This window comes from Exiguobacterium indicum HHS 31 (assembly GCF_001939065.1).
Classification (GTDB): Bacteria; Bacillota; Bacilli; order Exiguobacteriales; family Exiguobacteriaceae; genus Exiguobacterium_A; species Exiguobacterium_A indicum.
The window spans coordinates 35,377-59,332 of sequence record NZ_MPSZ01000010.1 but is presented as its reverse complement, the minus strand read 5'-3'; the positions used below and the strand labels follow the sequence as shown (position 1 = coordinate 59,332).

At 47.4% G+C, this 23,956-nt stretch carries 20 protein-coding genes, 1 riboswitch and 1 other annotated feature; of the genes, 15 read left to right on the top strand and 5 right to left on the bottom strand.

Annotated features, from left to right (window positions below):
• Positions 1-85 precede the first annotated feature (85 nt).
• A complete protein-coding gene (gene pckA / locus N179_RS15250; protein ID WP_023469109.1) occupies positions 86-1,654 on the bottom strand; it encodes a phosphoenolpyruvate carboxykinase (ATP) in 1,569 nt (522 codons plus the stop codon).
• Between the two features lie 234 nt (positions 1,655-1,888).
• Positions 1,889-2,015, top strand: a riboswitch (SAM riboswitch).
• 128 nt (positions 2,016-2,143) lie between these two features.
• Between pckA and metK the strand changes: the two genes are divergently transcribed.
• From metK to N179_RS15235, 3 genes are all read left to right on the top strand, one after another.
• A complete protein-coding gene (gene metK, locus N179_RS15245) occupies positions 2,144-3,352 on the top strand; it encodes a methionine adenosyltransferase (RefSeq protein WP_023469108.1) in 1,209 nt (402 codons plus the stop codon).
• A 137-nt stretch (positions 3,353-3,489) separates the two neighbouring features.
• Positions 3,490-3,978, top strand: coding sequence for a GNAT family N-acetyltransferase (locus N179_RS15240; RefSeq protein WP_023469107.1), 489 nt, complete (start codon positions 3,490-3,492; stop codon positions 3,976-3,978).
• Positions 3,979-4,056: 78 nt separating this feature from the next.
• The gene (locus tag N179_RS15235; RefSeq protein WP_075643132.1) at positions 4,057-4,761 is read left to right on the top strand and encodes a serine aminopeptidase domain-containing protein; all 705 of its coding nucleotides are present in this window, start codon (positions 4,057-4,059) and stop codon (positions 4,759-4,761) included.
• A gap of 50 nt (positions 4,762-4,811) precedes the next feature.
• Here N179_RS15235 and mnmM read toward each other — a convergent pair whose 3' ends face one another.
• Positions 4,812-5,411 (bottom strand): tRNA 5-(aminomethyl)-2-thiouridylate-methyltransferase MnmM, encoded by a 600-nt coding sequence (mnmM, locus tag N179_RS15230; RefSeq protein WP_255343803.1) that lies wholly within the window; start codon positions 5,409-5,411, stop codon positions 4,812-4,814.
• 153 nt (positions 5,412-5,564) lie between these two features.
• Between mnmM and N179_RS15225 the strand changes: the two genes are divergently transcribed.
• The 5 genes from N179_RS15225 (at position 5,565) to N179_RS15205 (ending at position 12,523) form a co-directional block, all read left to right on the top strand.
• The gene (locus N179_RS15225) at positions 5,565-6,743 is read left to right on the top strand and encodes an MDR family MFS transporter (RefSeq protein ID WP_058713882.1); all 1,179 of its coding nucleotides are present in this window, start codon (positions 5,565-5,567) and stop codon (positions 6,741-6,743) included.
• Positions 6,744-6,926: 183 nt separating this feature from the next.
• Positions 6,927-7,961, top strand: coding sequence for a GNAT family N-acetyltransferase (locus tag N179_RS15220; RefSeq protein ID WP_075643131.1), 1,035 nt, complete (start codon positions 6,927-6,929; stop codon positions 7,959-7,961).
• A gap of 94 nt (positions 7,962-8,055) precedes the next feature.
• Positions 8,056-8,700: an HAD family hydrolase gene (locus tag N179_RS15215; RefSeq protein ID WP_055968810.1), complete on the top strand. Its 645-nt coding sequence runs from the start codon at positions 8,056-8,058 to the stop codon at positions 8,698-8,700.
• A 38-nt stretch (positions 8,701-8,738) separates the two neighbouring features.
• Positions 8,739-8,961 (top strand) — a binding site (T-box leader).
• Between the two features lie 47 nt (positions 8,962-9,008).
• On the top strand, positions 9,009-11,414 hold the full coding sequence (leuS, locus tag N179_RS15210; RefSeq protein ID WP_029342384.1) for a leucine--tRNA ligase: 2,406 nt from the start codon (positions 9,009-9,011) through the stop codon (positions 11,412-11,414).
• A gap of 131 nt (positions 11,415-11,545) precedes the next feature.
• Positions 11,546-12,523 (top strand): hypothetical protein, encoded by a 978-nt coding sequence (locus N179_RS15205; RefSeq protein WP_075643130.1) that lies wholly within the window; start codon positions 11,546-11,548, stop codon positions 12,521-12,523.
• A 61-nt stretch (positions 12,524-12,584) separates the two neighbouring features.
• Here the strand turns inward: N179_RS15205 and N179_RS15200 are convergent, their stop codons facing one another.
• Positions 12,585-13,856, bottom strand: coding sequence for a BaiN/RdsA family NAD(P)/FAD-dependent oxidoreductase (locus N179_RS15200; protein WP_075643129.1), 1,272 nt, complete (start codon positions 13,854-13,856; stop codon positions 12,585-12,587).
• 192 nt (positions 13,857-14,048) lie between these two features.
• On the opposite strand from N179_RS15200, the gene N179_RS15195 reads away from it, so the two are divergent.
• Both N179_RS15195 and N179_RS15190 read left to right on the top strand, forming a co-directional pair.
• Positions 14,049-15,713, top strand: a complete 1,665-nt coding sequence (locus N179_RS15195; RefSeq protein WP_058264703.1) for a putative polysaccharide biosynthesis protein — start codon at positions 14,049-14,051, stop codon at positions 15,711-15,713.
• A complete protein-coding gene (locus tag N179_RS15190; RefSeq protein ID WP_023469097.1) occupies positions 15,700-16,419 on the top strand; it encodes a pseudouridine synthase in 720 nt (239 codons plus the stop codon). The genes N179_RS15195 and N179_RS15190 overlap by 14 nt, the downstream gene beginning before the upstream one ends.
• Positions 16,420-16,479: 60 nt before the next feature.
• On the opposite strand, the gene N179_RS15185 is transcribed toward N179_RS15190, so the two are convergent.
• Complete coding sequence (locus N179_RS15185; RefSeq protein WP_023469096.1) at positions 16,480-17,112, bottom strand: SDR family oxidoreductase; 633 nt, start codon at positions 17,110-17,112, stop codon at positions 16,480-16,482.
• Positions 17,113-17,220: 108 nt separating this feature from the next.
• Positions 17,221-17,439, bottom strand: coding sequence for a DeoR family transcriptional regulator (locus N179_RS15180; RefSeq protein WP_023469095.1), 219 nt, complete (start codon positions 17,437-17,439; stop codon positions 17,221-17,223).
• Between the two features lie 321 nt (positions 17,440-17,760).
• On the opposite strand from N179_RS15180, the gene pepV reads away from it, so the two are divergent.
• From pepV to pulA, 5 genes are read left to right on the top strand one after another with little or no spacing between them, the layout of a single operon-like run.
• Positions 17,761-19,158, top strand: a complete 1,398-nt coding sequence (pepV, locus tag N179_RS15175; RefSeq protein WP_023469094.1) for a dipeptidase PepV — start codon at positions 17,761-17,763, stop codon at positions 19,156-19,158.
• Positions 19,159-19,217: 59 nt separating this feature from the next.
• Entirely contained in the window at positions 19,218-20,366 is a 1,149-nt protein-coding gene (locus tag N179_RS15170) for an MFS transporter (protein ID WP_050678602.1), read from the top strand.
• Between the two features lie 8 nt (positions 20,367-20,374).
• The gene (gene thpR, locus N179_RS15165; protein ID WP_035396473.1) at positions 20,375-20,893 is read left to right on the top strand and encodes an RNA 2',3'-cyclic phosphodiesterase; all 519 of its coding nucleotides are present in this window, start codon (positions 20,375-20,377) and stop codon (positions 20,891-20,893) included.
• A 1-nt stretch (position 20,894) separates the two neighbouring features.
• Positions 20,895-21,770 (top strand): hypothetical protein, encoded by an 876-nt coding sequence (locus N179_RS15160; RefSeq protein ID WP_235515936.1) that lies wholly within the window; start codon positions 20,895-20,897, stop codon positions 21,768-21,770.
• Positions 21,742-23,946, top strand: coding sequence for a type I pullulanase (gene pulA / locus N179_RS15155; RefSeq protein WP_244150247.1), 2,205 nt, complete (start codon positions 21,742-21,744; stop codon positions 23,944-23,946). Before N179_RS15160 ends, pulA begins: the two co-directional genes overlap by 29 nt.
• The last annotated feature ends 10 nt before the right edge of the window (positions 23,947-23,956 follow it).

Here is a 23,956-nt window from a genome sequence, read left to right as displayed (position 1 = left end):
GTCCGTGAAGACCGGACTCAGATTTTTTAGTTACTTGATGTAAATTCGGTGTCTATCTTTTTGATGCAAGTCAGAAAACTCTACTTTATAGGCGCGGACCAGCTGACTTGATCGCATCCGTCGCACTCTCGAAACGAAGGAAATTGTTCTGGAATTTCTCAGCAAGCGAACGCGCTTGTGTGTCGTATTCGTCCGGATTCGACCAGACGCGTACCGGGTTGAGTAACTCACTTGGAACACCAGGAACTTCGAGCGGCATATGAAGTCCAAAGATCGGGTGTTCTTCTGTTGGAATCGTTGCAAGTGTGCCGTTAACGGCAGCGTTGACCATCGTCCGTGTATAAGATAGCTTCATGCGGCTACCTGTTCCGTAAGCACCGCCTGTCCAGCCCGTGTTGACGAGATAAACGGTAACACCATGACGATCAATCAATTCGCCGAGCATCGTCGCATACTTTTCAGGCATCAGTGGAAGGAATGGTGAACCGAAGCACGTCGAGAAGGTCGCTTCTGGTTCCGTGACCCCACGTTCTGTTCCAGCGAGTTTTGATGTATATCCTGATAGGAAGTGATACATCGCTTGTTCTTTCGTCAATTTGCTGATCGGAGGCAAGACGCCGTACGCATCAGCTGTCAAGAAGACAATCGTCTTCGGATGACCAGCGCGTGACGGAACAGCGATGTTATCGATTGCCGTAATCGGATAAGCAGCACGCGTATTTTCCGTCAACGATGTATCATCGTAATCAGGATGACGGGCTTCGTCGAGTACGACGTTCTCAAGGACGGTTCCGAAACGGATCGCGTCAAAGATTTGCGGTTCTTTTTCACGCGATAGATTGACCGTCTTCGCGTAACATCCGCCTTCGATGTTGAAGACACCATCGTGCGACCAACCATGCTCATCGTCACCGATCAATTGACGGCTATCATCGGCTGAAAGGGTGGTCTTACCAGTACCAGATAGACCGAAGAACAAGGCGACGTCGCCTTCGTGTCCGACGTTTGCCGAGCAGTGCATCGAAAGGACGTTTTCTTGTGGTAAGAGGTAGTTCATGACGGAAAAGATCGACTTTTTGATTTCTCCAGCGTATTCCGTTCCACCGATCAAGACGATTCGGTGTTCGAACGACATCGCGATGAACGTCTCGGAGTTCGTTCCGTCAACGGCAGGATCTGCTTTGAAATGTGGCGCGTAGACGACCGTGAACGGTTCGAAGGCAGCCACTTCAGGATACTCGCGTAAAAAGAGTTGTTTGGCAAACAGGTTATGCCAAGCATATTGTGTGAGCACACGGACCGGAAGGGTGAAGTGCGTATCTGCTCCAGCAGCAGCTTCTGTGTAGTAGAGATGATCAGCTTCGTTCATGTAACGAAGAACCTTTTGCAACAATTGTTCAAATTTGTCTCCATCCATTGGTTGGTTGACATGACCCCAATCAATGTGAGACTCGCAGGAAGAATCACGGACGATGAACTTATCTTTTGGTGAACGACCTGTAAATTTCCCCGTTTCTACAGATAATGCGCCGTTCTCAGCAAGGACACCTTCTTCGTTTCGAATCGCATGTTCGACAAGTTCAGCAACAGATAGTTGTTTGAACACATGCTCTTTCTTGAGTAGTTCTTCGATATTCAGGACCGTCATCGGCATCCTGACCCCACCTTTCCCCTACGTTGGTTTTGGCTCACTGTATTTAGTATGACACATTTATTATATATGACATACTAAAGAGAGAGCAATCATTTTCTAGTGCTGATTTCTATTTATCTGGAAACGCTTTCAGCATTAACAGTTTAACATCTCTTTCAAAAAGTTTCGACTAGAATTTGAAACCTTGCTTGACAGAGTAGTTACAACTTTATATCATGTAATTCGTAACGGATACTCTTATTCTGAGCAGGTGGAGGGAACAAGGCCCGAAGAAACCCGGCAACCGTCCTACATTAATTCACATATTAATGAGGGAAAAGGTGCTCTCCTGAAGCGAAGTAAACACTTCGAACGATAAGAGGGTAAAGGAAGAACGCACAACCTTTCCCTGACCATTTTTTGGACTTGGAAAGGTTTTTTTCATTTTACCGTCCCACTCAACTAGGGGAAATGAGTACACCGTCAAATTCTTTTTTGGGAGGGTCATACATGACAAACCTTAATCGCCGACTATTCACGTCGGAGTCAGTCACTGAAGGTCATCCAGATAAAATCTGTGACCAAATTTCGGATTCAATTCTTGATGCAATCCTCGCAGCGGATCCAAACGCGCGTGTTGCGGCAGAAACTTCTGTTACAACAGGTCTCGTTCTCGTTGCAGGTGAGATCACGACATCCACTTACGTCGACATTCCAAAAGTCGTTCGTGAAACGATTCGTGAGATCGGTTATACACGCGCGAAATACGGTTTCGACGCGGACACATGTGCTGTATTGACATCAATCGATGAGCAATCAGCAGACATCGCTCTTGGTGTAGACCAAGCGCTTGAAGCACGTGAAGGTAGCATGTCTGATGCAGAAATCGATGCAATCGGTGCAGGAGACCAAGGTCTCATGTTCGGTTACGCAACGAAAGAAACACCAGAACTCATGCCACTTCCAATCTCGCTTTCACACCGTCTCGCACGCCGTTTGGCAGAAGTGCGTAAAAACGGTCAACTCGACTACCTTCGTCCGGACGGAAAAACACAAGTCACGGTCGAATACAACGAGAACAACGAGCCGGTTCGTGTCGATACGATCGTCATCTCGACACAACACGCGGAAGAAGTTACGCTTGAGCAAATTCAAGCTGACTTGAAAGAACACGTCATCACACCGGTCATCCCGGCTGAATACATCGACGCAGCAACGAAATTCTTCATCAATCCAACTGGTCGTTTCGTCATCGGCGGACCACAAGGAGATGCTGGATTGACGGGTCGTAAGATCATCGTTGATACGTATGGTGGATACGCACGCCACGGCGGTGGAGCATTTTCTGGTAAAGATCCAACAAAAGTCGACCGTTCAGCTGCATACGCAGCACGTTACGTCGCGAAGAACCTCGTTGCTGCAGGTCTTGCAGACAAAGCAGAAGTTCAACTCGCGTACGCAATCGGTGTCGCGCACCCGGTATCAATCGCGGTTGATACATTCGGTACAGGAAAACTTCCTGAAGCACAACTCGTCGAATTGGTTGCTGAAAACTTCGATCTTCGTCCGGCTGGAATCATCAACATGCTTGATCTCCGTCGTCCGATCTATCGTCAAACAGCTGCATACGGTCACTTCGGTCGTACAGATGTTGAGCTTCCATGGGAGCAAACAGATAAAGCAGCAGTTCTTGAAGAACAGGCAAAACGTTTCGCATAATCAAAAAGTCCGAGAACCCTACGCGGGTTTTCGGACTTTTTTGTTTACGTGGAACTTTGCAGGAAACGAATGTTTTTTCTAGAAGAGGGTAAAAGTACATGAGTCGATTCGTATGAATACAAAGGGGGGTTCCGATTATGGAAATACGCGAAGCTATTCCAGCCGATGCAGGACGTATTCATGACATTGCCGTCACATCCTGGTTGGATACGTACGCAGAAATCTATTCCGAGCGCTCGAAAGCGCATTTCGTGCAGGAAGCGTATCCGCAAGAGGAGGTTGTTCGTGCGATTCGGACGGCAGAAGAAGCACGGGGAGAGTATTTTTATGTCGGAATCATCGATGAGGAAATCGTCGGTTTCATTCATGCTGTTGATGTTGAGGGAACGTGGGAAATCATTCGTCTGTACGTCTTACCGAAATATCAGCAAAACGGAATCGGACGACGATTGATCCGTGAACTCGAACGACAAGGAGCCGTCCCACTCGAAGTATATGTGGAGGCACGTAACTATAAAGCGCGTCAGTTCTTGACCTCATTCGGTTTTGAAGAACTCAGTGAGATGACGGAAGAAGTCTTTGGGCAAGTAGAATCTGTCATTCGCCTTCGCCATGTCGCCTCGTGAAATCCGTCTTGGGACGGTTTTGTGTGCGTTTGAAATAAGGTATCGTAAATAGGAAGTATGAAGTGAAGAGGTGAGTTTGTGGTTGAACAACCAACAGGAATCATCGTATTAGTCTATCCGTTACAACTGCGTGCCCGTCCGAGTGAAGCTTTGATTCGGGTACTCGAACGAGAGTATGAAATATTGCTCGTCGACGCCCCACGTCGTATCTCGTTTGAAGAACATGGTCAACTGTTAAAAGAAGCATTACGTGAAGCCGGGAAACGCAAGCTACCGATTCATATCGTCGCCTGTAGCATGGGCGCACTCGTCGTCAATCGTCTGTTGCAAGAATATGAATTACCGGTAGCAAGCCTTGCATTCATTTCACCGTTGTTTGATTGGCACCCTTCGAAACAACTCGGAGGCGTCAAACAAGTCTTCGCAAGTGCGTTCGATCGTTTCCGGCCCGATGCGCCACTCGGTACGTTGCCGTTTGGTCAAAGTACGGAAGATACCGTTCGCATCGGTGAACTGACCTATGCACAGTACCGGGAAATCGAAGAAGAGATCGTCGTACATGACGAAGAACGAAAAAAACTGCCGCGTGTGAACTTGGCTTGTTTTTATGCACCGGACGATCAGTTCGCAGACGTCAAGCTGACACTTGAAGTATGCCGGAAAATGGGTGGCGATCAGATTTACTTACAACGTCTACACGGTTTTCCGCATTTTAGTTTCGAACGGTTGAACACACGGTTTGCAGAAAAATTAATGTTGTTCTTTAAGCTTGTTGAAGAATGAAATAACAAAAGTGATGCCTCTAAAAAAGGGGCATCACTTTTTTGTGCCCATCATCCGCGTACTTTTTTCTCGATCGCGATGATGAACGGGGGATGATTTTGTTGGTTCAAGAAGCGATACTGGAGAACGGCATAATCTTGCTGATCAAGGGCTGTGACGTAATCGAGGACAGCGTCACGTTCTCGTTTTCCTTCCAAGTGACCGTGATAGACGACGAGGACGACAAGACCGCCGGGAGCGAGGACCGGGAGGAGGGCATCGAGTGCTTCAAGCGTCTCTTCTCCGGTCGTCGTGATTGATTTGTCGCTTCCAGGCAGGTATCCGAGATTGAAGACACCAGCGCGGACAGGACGTTGTTCGTCCGAAAGACGGGCACCGACATGGATGTGGCTTTCATGGTAAAGGTCGACGCGTGCTAACATTCCGGCTTCGTCGAGACGTCGCGTCGACTCCTCAATGGCTTGTGCCTGGACGTCGAACGCAAGAACCCTTCCTTCTGGACCGACACGTTCTGCTAAAAACTGTGTATCATGTCCATTTCCGGCAGTCATATCGACGACGCAGTCTCCGGGCTCGATAACGGACTCGAGTAATTGTTTCGTATAAGGTAATACACGGGCAAGTGACATGGCATAGACTCCTGTTCCTATAGTCTGTTTTTCTAGTAATGGTTCAGTATGTGCAAGATTCTTTCTGCATTATATCATTTTTTGATTCGTTGACGAAAAGCGAAGTAGCTTGACAGTTAGGGGACGGATTGCGTAAAGTGGCAAGGTTGAGAATGAAATAGGAGGACCACAGGTATGCCAAAATTACCAAAAGCGGTCTGGATCCTCGTCCTTGCGATGGCCATCAATACGACGGGATCCTCTTTTTTATGGCCGTTTAATACATTATATATTCATGAATATTTAGGAGAGTCGATGACAAAAGCAGGGATGGCATTGTTCGTCAACTCTGCCTTAGCAATCGTCGGAAACTACTTAGGTGGAAAAGCGTTTGACCGTCTCGGTGGCAAGAAGACGCTTGTCATCAGTGTCATCGGACTTGTCCTGTCTTCCGTTGGCTTGTTGCTATTTCATCAGACGTACCTCGGATACGTCGCGATGCTTGGATTGATTGGATTCGTCGGTGGGATGGTTTTTCCGACGATCTACGCGATGACGGGTGTCATCTGGCCGGAAGGCGGGCGCCGTGCCTTTAATGCGATCTATGTCGCACAAAACGTCGGTGTAGCGCTCGGGACAGCAGTCAGTGGTCAAATCGCTGCCTTTTCGATTCAGTACATCTTCATCGCCAATCTCGTCCTCTACATCGCCTTTGCCATCATTTTGTTAGTCGGTTTATCCTGGATTCAGGCACCAGCGCGGATGCATGCGGCACATGACGAGATCGAAACGACACGCACACCCCTTGCGCGCGGTGCGGCACGGACGATGTTGCTCGTCTCGATCGGGTATGCCTTACTTTGGTTCGTTTATGTGCAATGGCAAGGAACCTTTGCCGTACACACGAAATCGCTCGGTGTCACGATTTCCGAGTACTCGATTCTTTGGACGATCAACGGAGCACTCATCGTGTTCGCACAACCTTTATTAACACCAATTCTCCGGTGGTTTGGAGATGACTTGAAGCGACAATTGATGACCGGTACAGGAATCTTCCTCTTGTCTTATCTGATCGTTCCGTTCGCAGGCGGCTTCAAGATGTTCCTCGTCGCGATGATCATTTTGACGATTGGTGAGATGTTCATCTGGCCAGCGGTTCCTGCTATGGCGGCGAGACTCGCGCCAATCGGAAAAGAAGGAGAGTTCCAGGGATACGTCAATATTGCCGCTTCAGCGGGACGGATGATCAGTCCGACCGTCGGAGGGTTGATCTACGATTTATCCGGTATGTCAGCGGTCTTCTTGACATTGATTGGATTGATTCTGTTAGCAGGCGTCGTATTCCTTCGTGCCATTCCTAAAATCACATCATGAGCATCATCTGTAAGACAGCGGACATTAGATTCGCTGTCTTTTTTTTACATCATTAATGCGCTAATTATAAAACAAATCATTATTAATATGGAATATTTCGGCAAAGAAACGGGTACTTTCTAATCAAGAACTTGAAAAGAAAGTTCATGTGAACGTTGCTTCTTTTTGACTGGAGGTGCACGAATGGAAAGGTGTCAATTCATCACAGATGCCGCAACTTGGACGACACACGTACAGCAACAGCCTCTTGATATCTTCTACAGTCACCAATACGTCACGCTTAACGCTAGACCGTCTGAGCAAGCGGTGTTATTCCGTTATGAAGGTCATGCGGGAACACTGTTCTATCCCTTTTTAAAGCGTCGGATTTTTGATACGCCTTATTCAGATCTCATCACGCCGTATGGCTACGGCGGACCGGAAATCGTCGGTCGCTTAACCGCAACTGAAATGCAGCATGCACGTCTATCGTTTGAAAGGTGGGCGGAGCAAGAATCGGTCGTCTCGGAAATGATTCGCTTTAATCCGTTGACGGGCAATGAACGACTCATGCGTAACTGGACGGAAGCTTCTTTCATCCGTCATACGACGAGCATTGATTTGCGCCCCTCACTAGAAGAAATCATGCAGACGTTCCATAAGAAAACGAGAAGTATGATTCGTAAATCGCTCGCTTCACCGTTAACCGTTAGAACAGGAACACGAGACGATTTATCTGTTTTTTTGGCGTTGTATCATGAAACGATGGACCGGAAGAATGCTTCGGCTCATTACTATTTTACGGCGAGTTATTTTGAGCAATTATTTGAAGCGAATCCACTCTGTGAGCCATTGTTACTGATTGCGGAAATCGACGGAGAACCTGTTGGTGGATACTTCGTATTGCTCGGAAAAGAATATGCCCACGGTCATTTGATTGGTTGTAAGCGGGACGAAGCGAAGATGTTCCCGAATCAACGACTTGAGTACGAAGCGATTCTTCAGGCGAAAGAACGCGGTCTCGTCGAACAACATCTCGGAGGTGGATATCAAGAACGAGATAGTCTCTTTGAGAGTAAATGTCGTTACACCGGGTACCGTTTATTTGAGTATCATCAAGGAAAATCGATTCTTCAACCAGCCATATACGATCAGTTGTGTACACGATACGGGTCAGATGCTAATTCGGATTATTTTCCGGCTTACCGACAAACCAGTGTCCAAATGGCGACAAGTTAAACAGTAACTAAATGAAGAAGGTGAAACGACTACATCGTGTAGTCGTTTTTTTGATATGCTGAAATCATGATAGATCAATTGAGGGGGATGTGTCTTGAAAAAACGAGGTCTTATTTTTGATATGGATGGGGTCATCTTAGATAGTGAAATCCGTTACTTTGAGGTCCACCAGCAGATGTTCAAAACGTTATCGATTCCGCTCGATCCGGTTCAGTATGCGACATTCATGGGGAAAACAGGAGATGAGATGTGGGAAGAACTTGTCGCGCAACACGAGCTCCGAGAAACAGCGAGTGCTTTACTTGAGGAAGAACATCGCTTGTTTCAAATTCATGCAAAACCAGAGGCGTGTGGTTTAAAAGAGGGAGTCAAACAAGTCATCGAACAAGCGACGTCTCTTGGTTACGATATCGGGATCGCTTCTTCGAGTTCGCTTCAAAAAATCGAACGCGTCATCCGTCATTACGAGCTTCCAATCACGCATTACGTCAGTGGGGAAGAAGTCGTGCGTTCGAAGCCGGATCCCGCGATTTTTCGACTTGCGGCATCACGAATCGGGCACGCACCTGAGAATTGTCTCGTCATTGAAGACGCTGCAAACGGGATGATCGGCGCAAAAGCAGCAGGTATGGAAGTGATTGCGCTTCTTGATGACCGGATGCCAGCGCAACGCTTAGAACAAGCAGATCATATTGCGCGATCGCATGCGGAAATCGAGGAAATTTTACGGAAGCGTTGACGCTTGAGGAAGAAACAGATTACACTAGGAAAAGATAGTCAAATGCAGGGAACTGAAGTAGTAGGGGAAAGGTGCCGTCAAGAGAGCTGGTGGAAGGTGCGAACCAGTCGGTAACAACCGTGAACTCGTCAGGGAGCACGATTCGTGAAGTCGTAGTAGCGAATCCGGTCCTTCACACCGTTATCTGTGAATCAAGCGGTCTGTCATAGACAGACAACGTGGGTGGTACCGCGGAAGCCAAACCGGTCTTTCGTCCCTATTCCTAGGGGCGGAGGACCGGTTTTTTTTAGATTAGAGGAGGAAAAGACATGCCGTACAATCATCGCGAAATTGAACCAAAATGGCAGGCGCGTTGGGATCAAGACAACGCCTTCGTCACGACAGAAGATCCAGAAAAAGAAGGGTTTTATGCCCTTGATATGTTCCCGTATCCGTCAGGTGCTGGACTCCACGTTGGACACCCGGAAGGCTACACGGCAACGGACATCCTCGCGCGGATGAAACGGATGCAAGGATACAACGTCTTGCACCCAATGGGTTGGGATGCGTTCGGGTTACCAGCAGAACAATACGCCCTCGATACAGGGAATGACCCACGTGAATTCACAGCGAAAAACATCGAGACGTTCAAGCGTCAGCTGAAAGAACTTGGATTCTCCTATGACTGGGATCGTGAAATCAACACGACGGATCCGAAGTACTACAAATGGACACAGTGGATCTTTACGAAGTTGTATGAAAAAGGACTTGCGTTCGTGGACGAAGTCGCGGTCAACTGGTGCCCGGCACTTGGAACCGTTCTTGCGAATGAAGAAGTCATCGACGGATTATCTGAACGCGGAAATCATCCGGTCGTGCGTGTTCCGATGCGTCAGTGGGTCTTGAAAATCACGGAATATGCGGATCGTCTTCTTGAAGATCTCGATGACCTCGATTGGCCGGATTCTGTTAAAGAGATGCAACGGAACTGGATCGGGAAATCAGAAGGTGCTGAGATCGATTTCACGATTGATGGACATAAAAAACAAGTCACGGTCTTTACGACACGTCCGGACACAATCTTTGGTGCGACGTACCTCGTGCTTGCGCCGGAGCATCCATTCGTAGCTGACATCACGACAGCGGATCACAAGGAAGCCGTCGATACGTACATTTCGCAAGTCCAAACGAAGTCAGACCTCGAACGGACGGATTTAGCGAAGGAAAAAACAGGCGTCTTCACGGGTGCTTTCGCCGTCAATCCAATCTCAGGTGATCGTCTTCCGATCTGGATCGCTGATTATGTCCTTGCTTCTTATGGAACGGGTGCAATCATGGCAGTTCCAGGACACGATGAGCGCGACCATGAATTCGCGAAACAATTCGACTTGCCAATCGTTGAGGTCGTCGCGGGTGGGAACGTCGATGAAGCAGCCTATACAGGAGAGGGCGAACACGTCAACTCGCATATGCTTGATGGTCTTGGAAAACAAGAAGCAATCGAGACGATGATTGCTGAACTCGAAACGAATCAAGTCGGACGCAAGAAAATCACGTATCGTCTCCGCGACTGGTTGTTCAGTCGTCAACGGTATTGGGGTGAGCCAATCCCAGTCGTTCATATGGAAGATGGTTCGATGAAGACGCTTAGCCAAGAGGAATTACCGCTCGAACTTCCAATCATTCCGGAGATCAAGCCGTCTGGTACAGGCGAATCACCACTTGCGCTTGCGGAAGACTGGTTGGATTATACGGATCCTGAAACAGGAATGAAAGGGCGTCGCGAGACGAATACGATGCCACAATGGGGCGGAAGCTGCTGGTATTATCTTCGTTTCATCGATCCGCACAATGAAGAGGCGATCGCGGATCCAGAAAAATTAAAATACTGGCTTCCAGTCGATATTTACATCGGTGGTGCGGAACACGCCGTTCTCCACTTATTGTATGCACGCTTCTGGCATAAAGTCTTGTATGATGCAGGCGTCGTGCCAACAAAAGAACCATTCCAGAAGTTATACAACCAAGGGATGATTCTTGGAGAGAACAACGAGAAAATGTCGAAATCACGCGGTAACGTCATCAATCCGGATGAAATCGTTAAATCGCATGGTGCGGATACGTTACGCTTGTATGAAATGTTCATGGGTCCACTCGATGCATCAGTTGCCTGGTCTGAGAACGGACTTGACGGTGCGCGTCGTTTCCTCGATCGTGTCTGGCGCTTGTTCGAACGGACAGCAGACATTCAAGATGTCACAGAAGTCGATGCTGACTTCGAACGGACATACCACCAGACGGTCAAGAAGGTTACGGAAGACTTCGCGAACATCCAGTTCAACACCGGAATTTCGCAACTCATGGTCTTCGTCAACGAAGCAAACAAACAGCCGGTGCTTCCGCGTCACTTCCTTCGTGGATTCATCCAATTGTTAACACCAGTTGCACCGCACCTTGGTGAGGAACTCTGGGAACAACTTGGATTTGAAGAGACATTGACGTATGCGGCATGGCCAACATTCGATGAATCGAAACTCGTCAGCGATACGATGGAATTCGTCATTCAAGTGAACGGAAAAGTTCGCTCGAAAATCGAAATCAACATCGACGCGACAAAAGAAGAAATCGAGGCACTTGCCTTTGCCGACGAAAAGACACAAGAATGGATCGGCGACAAGACGGTTCGAAAAGTCATCGTCGTACCGAAAAAACTCATCAATATCGTCGCGAACTAAGTCATGACCCCTTCCGTTCACTTGATACGAATGGAAGGGGTTTCTTCATTTCCGTCGCAAGTCCGCTTTTTTTTTGAACGTCCTTCTGATACACTGAATCAGAAACCGAGAAAGAAAGGCGATTACCATCAATGAAACGATCTTATATAGTCTATACAACGATTTTTGCCGTCGTTTCGGGTTTGATTCTTTGTGTACTGCTCGTCTTCTCAAAACCAGAGACGATGTCGCGTATTCAGGAAACGTTCGCGAAAATCGAGACGCAATCGAAGCATCAGGCAGCTGTCAAACAGGTGCCGACGAAAACGCCTTCAGCCATTCCGAATCCGGAAGAACCATTAATTAAGAATGTCCAGCAGATGTTATATGATGATTCCATCGGGTCGTACCTCGTCGTCACAGACGATTATCGTTTCTTTGAAATTAGTGGAACAGGTGAGAGGATCAATGCCTCCTTCCAATTAGAAGAAGGGAAATTACTTCTTTCTGGCCTCGATGGCATGACACTCGTTGACGGAGAGACCGTCGCTTTATTGACATCGAATCAGATTCTCGTGACAATCACGCGAAAAGATGGTGTCTGGAGCGAAGAAAAACGTGAAAAAGTACAGGGGACGACGATTCGAGACAGTTTCCATGGGCTTGGATATGATTCGAAGAAAAAGGAATTCTATACGATCAATCATATCCGTGCAATCGGACGTGTGGAATTGACTCGTTTCGCCATGAAAGAGGATAAAATTAAGATTGATCCAGATGCGTCGGAAAAGAAAAAACGCGCTTTAAAGAAAAAGCAAAAGCCGCCGTATTTATCGATCGTAGAACGAAGTAAAATTGAACCGGCGAATGGGATGCGAAGTGATGCGAAGAAAGTATTCGAATCAGACTTCCGACCAATTGGTCTTGCGGAACGACAAGGACGCATCTACACACTTGATTCAGAAGCACTCTATCTCTATTCGATTGATCAGAAAGATCAGACGATCACGGGAGAGACGGCAAGTCCAAAGGTCTATGGTTCAAAAGGGATTTTCGTACAGGATAATGAATTGTTTGCCTTAGTCGAGACAGATAAGTTTTCGAGCCGATCGTTCACACCGATTGACTGATGCATAAAAAGAAAAGACCCGATTCTTCTGATTAACACAGACGAATCGGGTCTTGTTCATATTAAGAGACAGTGTCACGTGCCATTTCTGCAGCGTGGCTACCGGCGCAATGACCCGTCACGAACGCGGCTGTAATGTTGTATCCACCCGTATAGCCGTGAATATCAAGAATTTCACCAGCGAAGAATAACCGTTCGGCTTTTTTTGACATCATTGTTTTTGGATCAATCTCTTTGATCGAGACGCCGCCACCCGTGACGAAGGCTTTATCAAAATCGAGCGTTCCCGTTGCTCTGAGTGGGAATCGTTTCAATTGTTGGAGGAAGTCCGTCCAGTCTTGTTTCTTCACTTGTGTACAGACTTCATCGCCAAAGCCGATTCGAGCGAATAGGAGTTCAAGCAACCGTTCTGGTACGAAACCACGAAGAGCATTGCGGACTGTTTTCTTGGGATTTGCGGCAATGGCTGCTTGGAAACGTTCCGTTAAGGCACCGAGGGATTCGTCCGGGAAGAGATCAATCGATAGATGAACGATCGTTTCTTTCGAACGTTTGCGTTCTTTGATCGTATATTGGCTACACCGTAAAGCAATCGGACCACTTAAACCGAAGTGTGTGAACAGTAGATCACCTGTATGTGTCTTGATCGCCTTATCTTTTTTACCGTGGACCGTTAGAGCGACGTCACGCAGCGACAGCCCTTGTAATGTTTTTTCGTGAATGAACGTATCACCTAACAGAATCGGAACTTCCGTTGGGAAGAGTTCCGTGATCGTGTGACCCGCTTTTTCAGCCCACGGATAGCCGTCACCCGTTGAACCGGTATGCGGAACAGATTGACCACCGACCGCGACGATACAACTTTTCGCTTCAAGACGCATGCCATTCTCTAATATGACAGCTGCAAAAGCACCGTCTGGATGGAAATCGAGCGTAGCGACTTGCGCATCCGTTTGAATCTCGGCACCATGCGCACGGATTTGATCAATCAATACACGAACGACATCCGCTGCCTTATCTGAGACAGGGAACATCCGACCGTTGTCCTCTTCTTTAAGTGCGACGCCAAATCCTTCGAAGAGTTCGATGATCGATTCATTGTTGAATTGAGAGAAGGCGCTATATAAGAAACGTCCGTTTCCCGGAATCGACTGGACGAGCTCGTCGAGTGGTTTTCGATTCGTGACGTTACAGCGTCCTCCGCCAGAGATTGCGAGCTTCCGTCCTAATTTATTCCCTTTATCGAGCAGGAGTGTTCGAGCTCCAGCTTGTAAGGAGGCGAGCGTTGCCATCAAGCCGCTCGGTCCGCCCCCGATTACGATTACATCGTACATATGGTCACCTCATTCATAGAATTCTGCTTGTTTCACTTTAGCAGAAGTTGCGACTGTAAACAAACCGTCTCTTTCAATTCCAGAAAGACAGCGGTATAATGATTTGCAATTGTGTACGAGAGAACTTGTATAATGAGACAGTCATGATTAGAGTGTCGAGTTTAAAAATTAGAAAGCGTGAGGGATGTTACCATGTCCACAGTCAACAATAAACAGTCCACTTCTCCCGGTAATGCGGGATTCGTTCGTGGGACGATGCTCCTATCCGGTGCGTCACTGATTTCCCGCGCACTAGGTTTGATCTACCTCTTTCCATTCCAGTTCATGGTCGGTGCTACAGGTATCATGTTTTATACGTATGCCTACAACTATTACACGATCATGATTGGTGTCGCGACAGCGGGAATTCCCGTTGCCGTCTCAAAATTCGTCGCCAAGTATAATGCGCTTGGGGAATACGATACGAGTGAGCGATTGTATCGATCGGGTTTGAAAATCATGTCCTTGACCGGCGTTGTTTCTTTTCTCGCCTTATTCTTCCTCGCTCCGTATTTAGCCCACCGAGCGATTCCGGGTGGGGACGTCGATTCAGCGGCATACGTCGATGCCGTCACGATGACGATTCGAGGAGTCAGTTTTGCTTTACTCTTGATTCCGCCGATGAGTATGACGCGTGGATACTTCCAAGGATATCAATCGATGGGACCGACCGCGATTTCACAAATCTTAGAACAAATCGTCCGAATCATTTTCTTGCTCGCAGGAGTCAGCATCGCCATCTATCTCTTTGATTCTGGGGTAGCATGGGCAGCGACGATTGCAACATTCAGCGCATTTATTGGAGCAATCGGAAGTATAGTCGTTCTGATTTACTATTTCCGTAAACGTGCGAGTGGATTACGAGAACTCCGTGCAACTCAAACCGTCCGTTCGCCGGATCGCCCGTTAACGGATTTGTACAAAGAGTTGTTAGCCTATGCGATTCCAATCGTCATGGTAGGCGTTTCGACGCCGCTTTATCAAGTCATCGACCAGAATACGATGAATGCAGCATTACAAAGTATCGGTTATACACTCGAAGCTGCTGGAAATGCAACGGCCTATCTGATTGCGGATAGTCATAAAATCGTTCTGATTCCAGTATCTGTTGCGACTGGATTATCGCTTTCTGCGACGCCACTGTTGACAGCGTCATTCACACAGGGAGATATGCGGAAAGTACGGGCTCAAATCTCGCAGATTTATCAACTCGTCTTCTTTATTACGATTCCGGCAGTCGTCGGGATGATTCTCCTCAGTGAAGAAACGTTCCATGTGCTCTTCCCGAAAGATCAGGCAGCATGGGTCTATCTCTTAAGTTATGCGCCAAGTGCGTTGTTCCTCGCCTTGTATTCGGTCACAGCGGCAGTCCTACAAGGAATCAACCGGCAATACTTCACGATTGTTGCGACGATTGCCGGACTACTTGCGAAGTATCTCTTGAATGCACCGTTGATTCATTTGACAGGTGACGGGACAGGTGCCGGTTATGCAACGATCATCGGTTACCTTGTTGCGACGGGATTGATGTTCTTCCGAATCACACAAACAGTGAAGTTTCCATTCAGTACCGTCTTGCGCCGGACATCGTTAATTCTAATCATTAGTGCGTTGATGGGGGCGGTTGTCGCGCTCGTGAAGTGGGGAATGGTGTCCTTCTTACCAGAGACGACATGGGCATCTCTGTTGATCCTGATCATCGGTGCGGTAGTTGGAATCGTGATTTTCGCTGGACTTTCGATTTGGAGTGGTTTAGCAGAGGTCATATTAGGGCGTAAATTTTCATTGAAACGAGGACGAAATCATGCGTCTAGATAAATTGTTATCCAACATGGGGGCAGGCTCCCGAAAAGAAGTAAAACTTTTGCTCAAGGCAGGGGCAATTCAAGTCGATGGTGAGATCGTTCGTGATCCGAAACAACATGTCGATGTCGAGTCACAACAGGTTCTGATGTACGGCGAACCGGTCACGTATCAAAAATACATCTACTTGATGATGAATAAACCACCGGGTGTCATTAGTGCGACGGAGGATAAACGAGATGAGACCGTCATCGATCTGTTGTTTGAAGACGTGACGTATTTCAAACCGTTTCCGGTCGGACGACTTGATAAGGATACAGAAGGTTTGTTGTTACTGACAAACGATGGAGCGTTCAATCATGCCTTGATGTCTCCGAAAAAACACGTTGAAAAAACGTATTACGCGGAAGTGACAGGTGTATTGACGCAAGAAGACGTCGAGGCAATTGCGGCAGGCGTTACCTTAGAAGACGGTTATCAGGCAAAGCCAGGAAAACTCGTCATCTTATCGACGACAGAAACAGATTCAACGCTTGAATTGACGATCACGGAAGGGAAGTTCCATCAAGTCAAACGGATGATGCTTGCCCTAGGTAAAGAGGTCACGTTCTTGAAACGGCGCTCGATTGGTCGTTTAGAGCTTGATTCGGCACTTGCACTCGGGGACTACCGTGAACTGACACAAGAGGAATTGTCGTTATTTGATTGGCAACCTGAATAAGCAAAGCAAAAAGGCGGTGGAATGAATGTACATTCCATCGCCTTTTATTGTGGGATTTAATTATTGATTACGTAGTGCTTCTGCGATCGGATAAGGACCGCTGAGTACTTCGAATACACGAGATTGTGTCGGATGATCAATCAAGTGAACGAACAGCGCTGCTACATCGTCACGAGACACCTTACGATCTTCGTATGAATCAAAATGCTCTTTCGTTTCAACAGTACCTGTTGGGTCATCGTAGCTGAGCGGACCAGGACGGACGATTGTATAGTCGAGTCCACTTTCTTTGAGGTGAGCGTCTGCTGCTGCTTTCGATTCAAGATACACTTTTAGTTCGCCTTTCGGTTCTTCCGTACCGACTGAACTGAGCATCAGGAAACGATCGATCCCGTTGGCTTTTGCTGCATCGATGACTTTGATCGCACCTTCCTGATCGACGGCGCGTGTCAATTCGTCCGATGCGCCACCAGCACCCGCTGCAAAGATGACGACGTCCGCGTTACTGATAACGCCACTGACATCCTTCGTCAAATCCCCAAGTCTGACTTCAGATGCGCCGAGTGCAATCAAATCGTTGATTTGATTTTCTTCCCGTACGACCGCGATCGCTTGGTGATCTCCTTGTTTAGCGATCAATTCGACCATCTTGCGTCCTGTCGTTCCGTTTGCTCCAATGATTAAAATATTCATTCTCATCATCTCCTTCTCCCAATAGCTATACCCCACGTTTTAAAAAAGATAACAAAAAAAGACGCGAAGAATCGCGTCATCGAAAGATATACATAGTGAAACAGTGGATCAACCCGCTTGCTTTTGTTTCTTACTCGACGTCCATGTACCGCGTCGAGGGCTCACAATGAGATTGTTGTATTCAAGCACGTTCAAATCCCGCTGGACGGTCCTTGAAGTGATGCCAAACTCTTCAACCAACTCTGCTGTCGTAGTAGCTCCGTTCTCTTGGATGTAGAGATAGATCGATTTAATCCGGGTCAACATACGGTCTGTAGAATCTTTCATTGGTATAACCACTCCCCCAATGGATAGAATAGTGTTCTAAAGCTTCGGGTGACAAAAGACAATGCAATATCCAGTTGTTTCGCCTTTAGTATAACGTTTTGATATTAAAATGCAAGTAATTTAACCGAACGTTTTCATAAAAAATATATTCAAATGGTTTGTAAAGTCGATGATTTAGGTTTTATTTTAGATTAATGTTCGTCATTTCAATAAATAAAAAAGAAAACAGAATTTGGATGTTCGTATCTGAACGAATATTCGCTATACTAGGAAGGTGTATAGGAAACGAATCCAAAACCCGTAATGAAGGAGCGAAATCAGATGGTGAATTGGAAAGAGGAAGTACTCGCACGTCGCGAGGACTTATTAGAAGATTTAAAAGAATTATTACGGATTCCGAGTGTACTCGACGAATCCACGATCGAAGAGGGCGCGCCGTTTGGTCATGAAGTCAAACGTGCCCTCGATTGGATGCTCGCGACAGGGGAACGCGATGGGTTCACGACAAAAAATGTCGATGGGTATGCAGGACATTTGGAATATGGTCAAGGGGAAGAGTTACTCGGTATTCTTTGTCACTTAGACGTTGTACCAGCTGGTGGCGATCACTGGACATACGGTCCATTCAACCCGACGCTTGTAGATGGAAAACTGTATGCACGTGGAGCAATCGATGATAAAGGACCGACGATGGCAGCTTATTACGCTTTGAAAATCGTCAAAGAACTTGGCTTACCACTCTCGAAGCGCATCCGTCTGATTGCAGGAGGGGATGAGGAGAGTGAATGGCGTTGTGTCAATCATTACTTCAAACATGAAGAGATGCCAACACTTGGTTTTGCACCAGATGCCGACTTCCCGATCATCAATGCGGAAAAAGGACTCTATGATGGGTTATTGATTCAAGGGAAACCAGCGCAAGCATCTGATACAGGCTACCATCTCGTTCGTTTTGAAGGTGGCGAACGTCCGAACATGGTTCCAGGTCATGCCCAAGCGCTTCTTCGTGTCGTCGAAGTAGGAACGCTTGAGACGGATTTCCATGCTTATCTTGAAGAACAAGGTTTGACGGGAACAGTCAAGCAAGAAACGGAAGGTCTCATACTTGATGTCAATGGTGTCGCAGCCCATGCGATGGAGCCGGACAATGGTAAAAATGCTGCTTTACATTTGGCACGTTTCCTCAATACGCTTCACTTGGATTATAACGGTCGTCGTTACATTCAACTCGTGACGCATATGTTCCGGGATTCTCGCGGTGTAGCGATGGGTGTCGCTGCTTCAGACGAGACAGGTGACTTAACGATCAATGGCGGTGTATTCCGTTACGCCGAAGAGCAAGGAACGGCATCAATCAATATCCGTTACCCGTATACAGCAGACTTCACGGAACGTTTGCAAATCATCAAGGAAGCCGCGGCAGGATATGGTTTTGAATTGCAGACGCGGACGCACATGACACCGCACCATGTTGATCCAAACCATGAATTGATCAAGACGCTAAGTGCCGTCTATGAGCGCCATACGAACCAATCAGCTGATCTGATAGCAATTGGTGGCGGCACATATGCGCGTTCATTGACGGCGGGAGTTGCTTTTGGTCCAGTCTTCCCGGGTGGTCCTGAAGTTGCCCACCAAGTCGATGAATATGTTGATTTTGATGAACTATTGCTTGCTGTCGCAATCTATGCAGAAGCGATTTATGAGCTCGCAAAATAATGATTGATGATCCCCGCATCGTAAAGATGGGGGGATTGCTTCTTGAAAGGAAGTTCCGTGTGAAAAATCGTCAAACCTATCATTTCCAAGCCTTATATTTCTTTATTTTCTTTGGACAAGGAGCACTCATTCCGTATCTCGCACTTTATTTCTCGAACGATGCGTTCGGACTGTCGGCTTCAGAGATTGGAACAATCGTTGCGATTGGACCGATTCTCTCCATTTTTCTACAACCTGTCTGGGGAATCGCGGCAGACCGACTCGGAAAACCAAAACGACTCTTACTCGTCGCGATGCTTGCTGCCGGTATTTTTACACTCAGTTACTTACTGACGTCTGCTTATCTACTTTTATTATTGATTTCTTGCGTTTGGGCGTTGTTCCAGTGCGCGCATATTCCGCTCGTGGATACATTAGCGATCGAGTACACGCGAAAGCGTAAAGTGGATTACGGCGCTTTACGTCTTTTTGGCTCAGCAGGGTTCGCTTTAGCTGTTTTTGTTCTTGGGCAAATCACTGAGGGTGGCGGACTAAATTTGATTTTTTACGCAACTGGTGCAGCATGGGTGCTCGGTTTCCTTGTGCTGATCGGCATTGAAGAGACGGGCAGCGTCCATGTTTCACATCAGCAACCAGTACCGTTAAAACAACTCTTCTCGAATCGGCGCTTCTTGTTGTTCCTAGCAGGGGGGAGTTTGATCTTTGGACCAATCTTCGCCAACAATTATTACTTTGGCAGCTACGTCACGATTCGTGGTGAGACGACGGCACTCGTCGGAACATTATTCTTTGTCGCCGTTCTGTGCGAAATTCCGTTCATGCGCATCGCCTCGCGTCTGTTATTACGATTCGGAGCGATTCCGGTTCTGGTATTCGTCTCCTTGTTGTCGGCTGCGCGGACGGCGATGATTGCTTTAGAACTTCCAATCGTCATGCTGTGGGTATTATCTGCGATGCAAGGAATGATCGTTGGTCTGTTGATCCCTGTCGCCTTAGATTATGTGCGATCGCTCGTTCCAGAGACGATGGTCGCAACAGCCGTCAGTACATATATGGCGACGACGACGGGACTCGCGACCGCGTTGTTTAATCTGATGAGTGGTTTTGTACTCGAGGAGAGTACAATCTATACCGTCTTTTGGGTATATACAAGTAGTAGTATCCTAGGCGCGATTCTGTATGGTATCAGTGGTCGTATGAAGGAGTGAGCGCGACGATGAGACAAGAACGACACTTTTTCATTGCTTTGCCGATCCCTTCTAAAGATTTGGCAAATCTTGCTGAACGGTTATCGCTACCTGAGTACTTTCGTAACGTCTATACGTTAGAAGAGTATCATCTAACACTTCGTTTTTTCGGTCCATTGGAGGAAAAAGAACAGCAGTCGTGGAAACAGCAGTTACAGCAGATCGCGCGTACGATGGAACCGTTCGTGCTACGATTCGATCGTTTGATCACGTTCGGTCGGGATGAACGACCACGCGTCGTTGGATTTGGAACGGAATCGGAAGAATTGTTTCAATTAGTGGAACAGATTGATCCGAATTCGACCAGACCATTCGTTCCGCATGTCACGATCGCGAAAAAGTGGCGCGCTGAGGCAGCCGAATGGAAGACGAGTCCGATCCGATCAATAGAGTGGACTGTTCGTGAACTCGTTCTATTTGAAGTACGACCAGAGGTTTCACCGCGATATGAGCCGGTTTATCGGATTCATCTAGGTGAAGAGGAATGAGGTGATCCCCATCGCAATTTTGATGAAACTATATGACTTAGATAGTCGATTTGAAAAAAATCCGCTAGAGATGACGAAACGATTTGTTGAACACCAGGCACTTGATTATACGAACGTTTATCGCAAATGGGAGACAGGAGAATTGTTTCCAGGGGAGACGCTTATCCGTCCGAAGAAGTGGTGGCAAGTGATGAAAAAAAGTGAAGTCATTCAACTTCCGGGTAAACAATTATCTCGAAGAGCGTTTGATAAATGGTACAAAAAACGTCTCGAGTTACAAAAACTCTTGAACGTCGCTGGCGGAGCAGGGGAGGAGGACATTTGGCGGATTCCATTAAAACGTCATTTAGACTTCTATCAGATGTTGCATCTACTAAATGAACAATATGCGATGTTTTATCGGGCGGTCATTCACTATCAAGTCGGAGAAGTCGAGTTGAGTCCATTTGTCGTCGGTCCGTCCGCGATCTATATCATGGAATGGCTCGATGGTGAAGAGAGTATTTATCATATTCGACGAGATAAGTTGTGGCGGGAACAACCGTTCAAAGCATCTGTGAAACAGATTTTGAACCCGAATATCAGTTTAAAACGAACGGAAGACATTTTGCATACGATTCTTGGACGAGATTACGATTTACCGATCGAACGAGTCATCTTAGCTCCAAGTGGTTATTTTGATAAGATTCCAAAAGAAACGACGACGACGTATGTCAATAAAGTGGATTTTCCTAAATGGTTGAATCGTATGAATGGGAATGCGACTCATACAAAAGCTGCTCAAATGCGTGTGTGTGAAAAAATCCTAAAGGAAACCGTATCGATTCCGTTTCAAATGGCGATCCAAAGTGAGGAACAGTCACGCATTCAAGAGTAAGGGAGGGAGCGACGGCATTGTCGTTGCGAAAGAGATGACAAACCAAGAAGTAGCGATACCAGTGATCCGGGCGGAGTTCTCATCGTTCCAAAGCATCCGAGTCGAGGTCGAAGGCAATCCGTCAATCCACTGGTCGCTTGAATGTGATGGACAATCACTTGCGATCCAGCAAGTCGAAACACACCGTGAGGAACAACTGGTGATTTATGAATTGACGGTTCTGGAACCGGTCGAGCTCGAATGCCGATATGAGGTGTTCGGAGCAGGGAGGTCGATTCGCGTCGTTCCTGACCGGTTAGTCCGGACGGAAGCGTTCGAGCGCAAGTACCGTTACGAAGGGAAGCTCGGTGTCTGGGAAGAAAAGGGTACATTTCACTTTGCTGTTTGGTCACCGGTCGCAGAACGGATCATGTGTGTCGTGTACGATCAAGATGAACGGTTGCTCGGAAAGTACGAAATGGAGCGACACGAGCAAGGTACTTATCATCTTCAACTGGAACAAGATATCGCAGAGTGCTGGTATCGGTATGAAGTGACGACATACCTTGGCACACAAGAGGTCGTTGATCCGTACGCTAGTGCGATATCGGAGAATGGTCGATACGGCGTCATCGTTGACGTCGAACGGACGATGACCAAGTGGTTCCCGAAGCGTGTCGCGCGTCCTCTGTTCGTCAAACCGTCAGACGCTGTCATCTACGAAGCGAATATCCGTGATTTCACGATCGATCACTCAGCTGGTTCAAGTTATCCGGGTCAATACACAGGGATGACGGAACGAGGAACGCGCTCTCCTCGAGGTCATGCGACGGGACTTGATTATCTCCTGGATCTCGGGATCACCCATCTGCAATTGCTACCAGTCCACTTTTTTGAGACGACCGATGAACGTACGCGGTCTCCATATAACTGGGGATACGACCCGATGCTTTGGTTCGGGCTAGCTGGGAGTTATGCGAGTTCGGTTGAACCACTCGTTCGTGTCAGAGAATACGCGGAAATGATAGAGCGGCTCCATGAAGCAGGCATTCGTGTCACATTCGATGTCGTCATGAATCACGTCTTCATTCGAGAACGCTCCTCTCTCGAACAGCTTGTCCCTGGTTATTATTTTCGCTACGAAGTAGACGGAACACTATCGAACGGAACAGGTGTCGGAAATGATACCGCATCTGAGCGATTCATGATGCGCCGTCTGATCGTTGACTGTTTGACGTACTTTGCTCGAGTCTACCGGATTGATGCCTTTCGATTTGATTTGATGGGGATTCATGATATTGAGACGATGAATGATGTTCGTGCGGCGCTCGATGCGATTGATCCAACGATTCTGGTGTATGGAGAAGGGTGGGATCTCGCGACAGCGTTACCGGAACGATTAAAGGCGATGAGTGCCTCCGCTGCGCAAATGCCGCGGATCGCCCATTTTAATGATGTGTTCCGTGACGCGTTAAAAGGATCGACGTTCAGTGAATTCGACCGAGGTTTCGTTGCGGGAGATGGCTGGAAGGAAGGGGAGGTCCGAAACGGGATTGCGGGAAGTGTCCATATCGACAATCAAACGTACGGACGTTTTCCGGAACCTACCTATTCCATCAATTACGTCGAGGCGCACGACAATCATACGTTATACGATAAATTAAAGTTATCTTGTCCAGAGGCAGATGAACAGCAATTATTGCGGATGAGTCGCTTAGCTCAGACGATTGCCTTGTTTGCGCAAGGGATTCCGTTTCTTCACGCAGGTCAAGAATTTTTGCGCACGAAACAAGGTGTTGAAAACAGCTATAACGCACCAGACGAGATCAATCGAATGGACTGGGAACGGCGGGATGATCATCTGTCCCTTGTCACATACATCAAGACAATTTTGCAAATTCGTAGAATGCATGGCGGATTCCGTTTGCACCGAGCGAATCAGATTCGCGAGCTGCTTCATTTCATCGACTTACGCCCGGGTGTCATTGCTTATGAACTTGGAGCGGTCCACTCGTACGATGCATGGCAACGCACGCTCATCGTTTACAATACGACGCGTGAAATCGTGGAAGTCTCACTTGATCATTCGCGCTGGAATGTGCATGTACAAGGGGATGATGCATCGGTCGACCCGCTTCTGAAAGGTGTCAACAGGATTCAGGTCCTTCCGTTGTCAACGACGATCGCAACGTGTTAAGATAAGCATT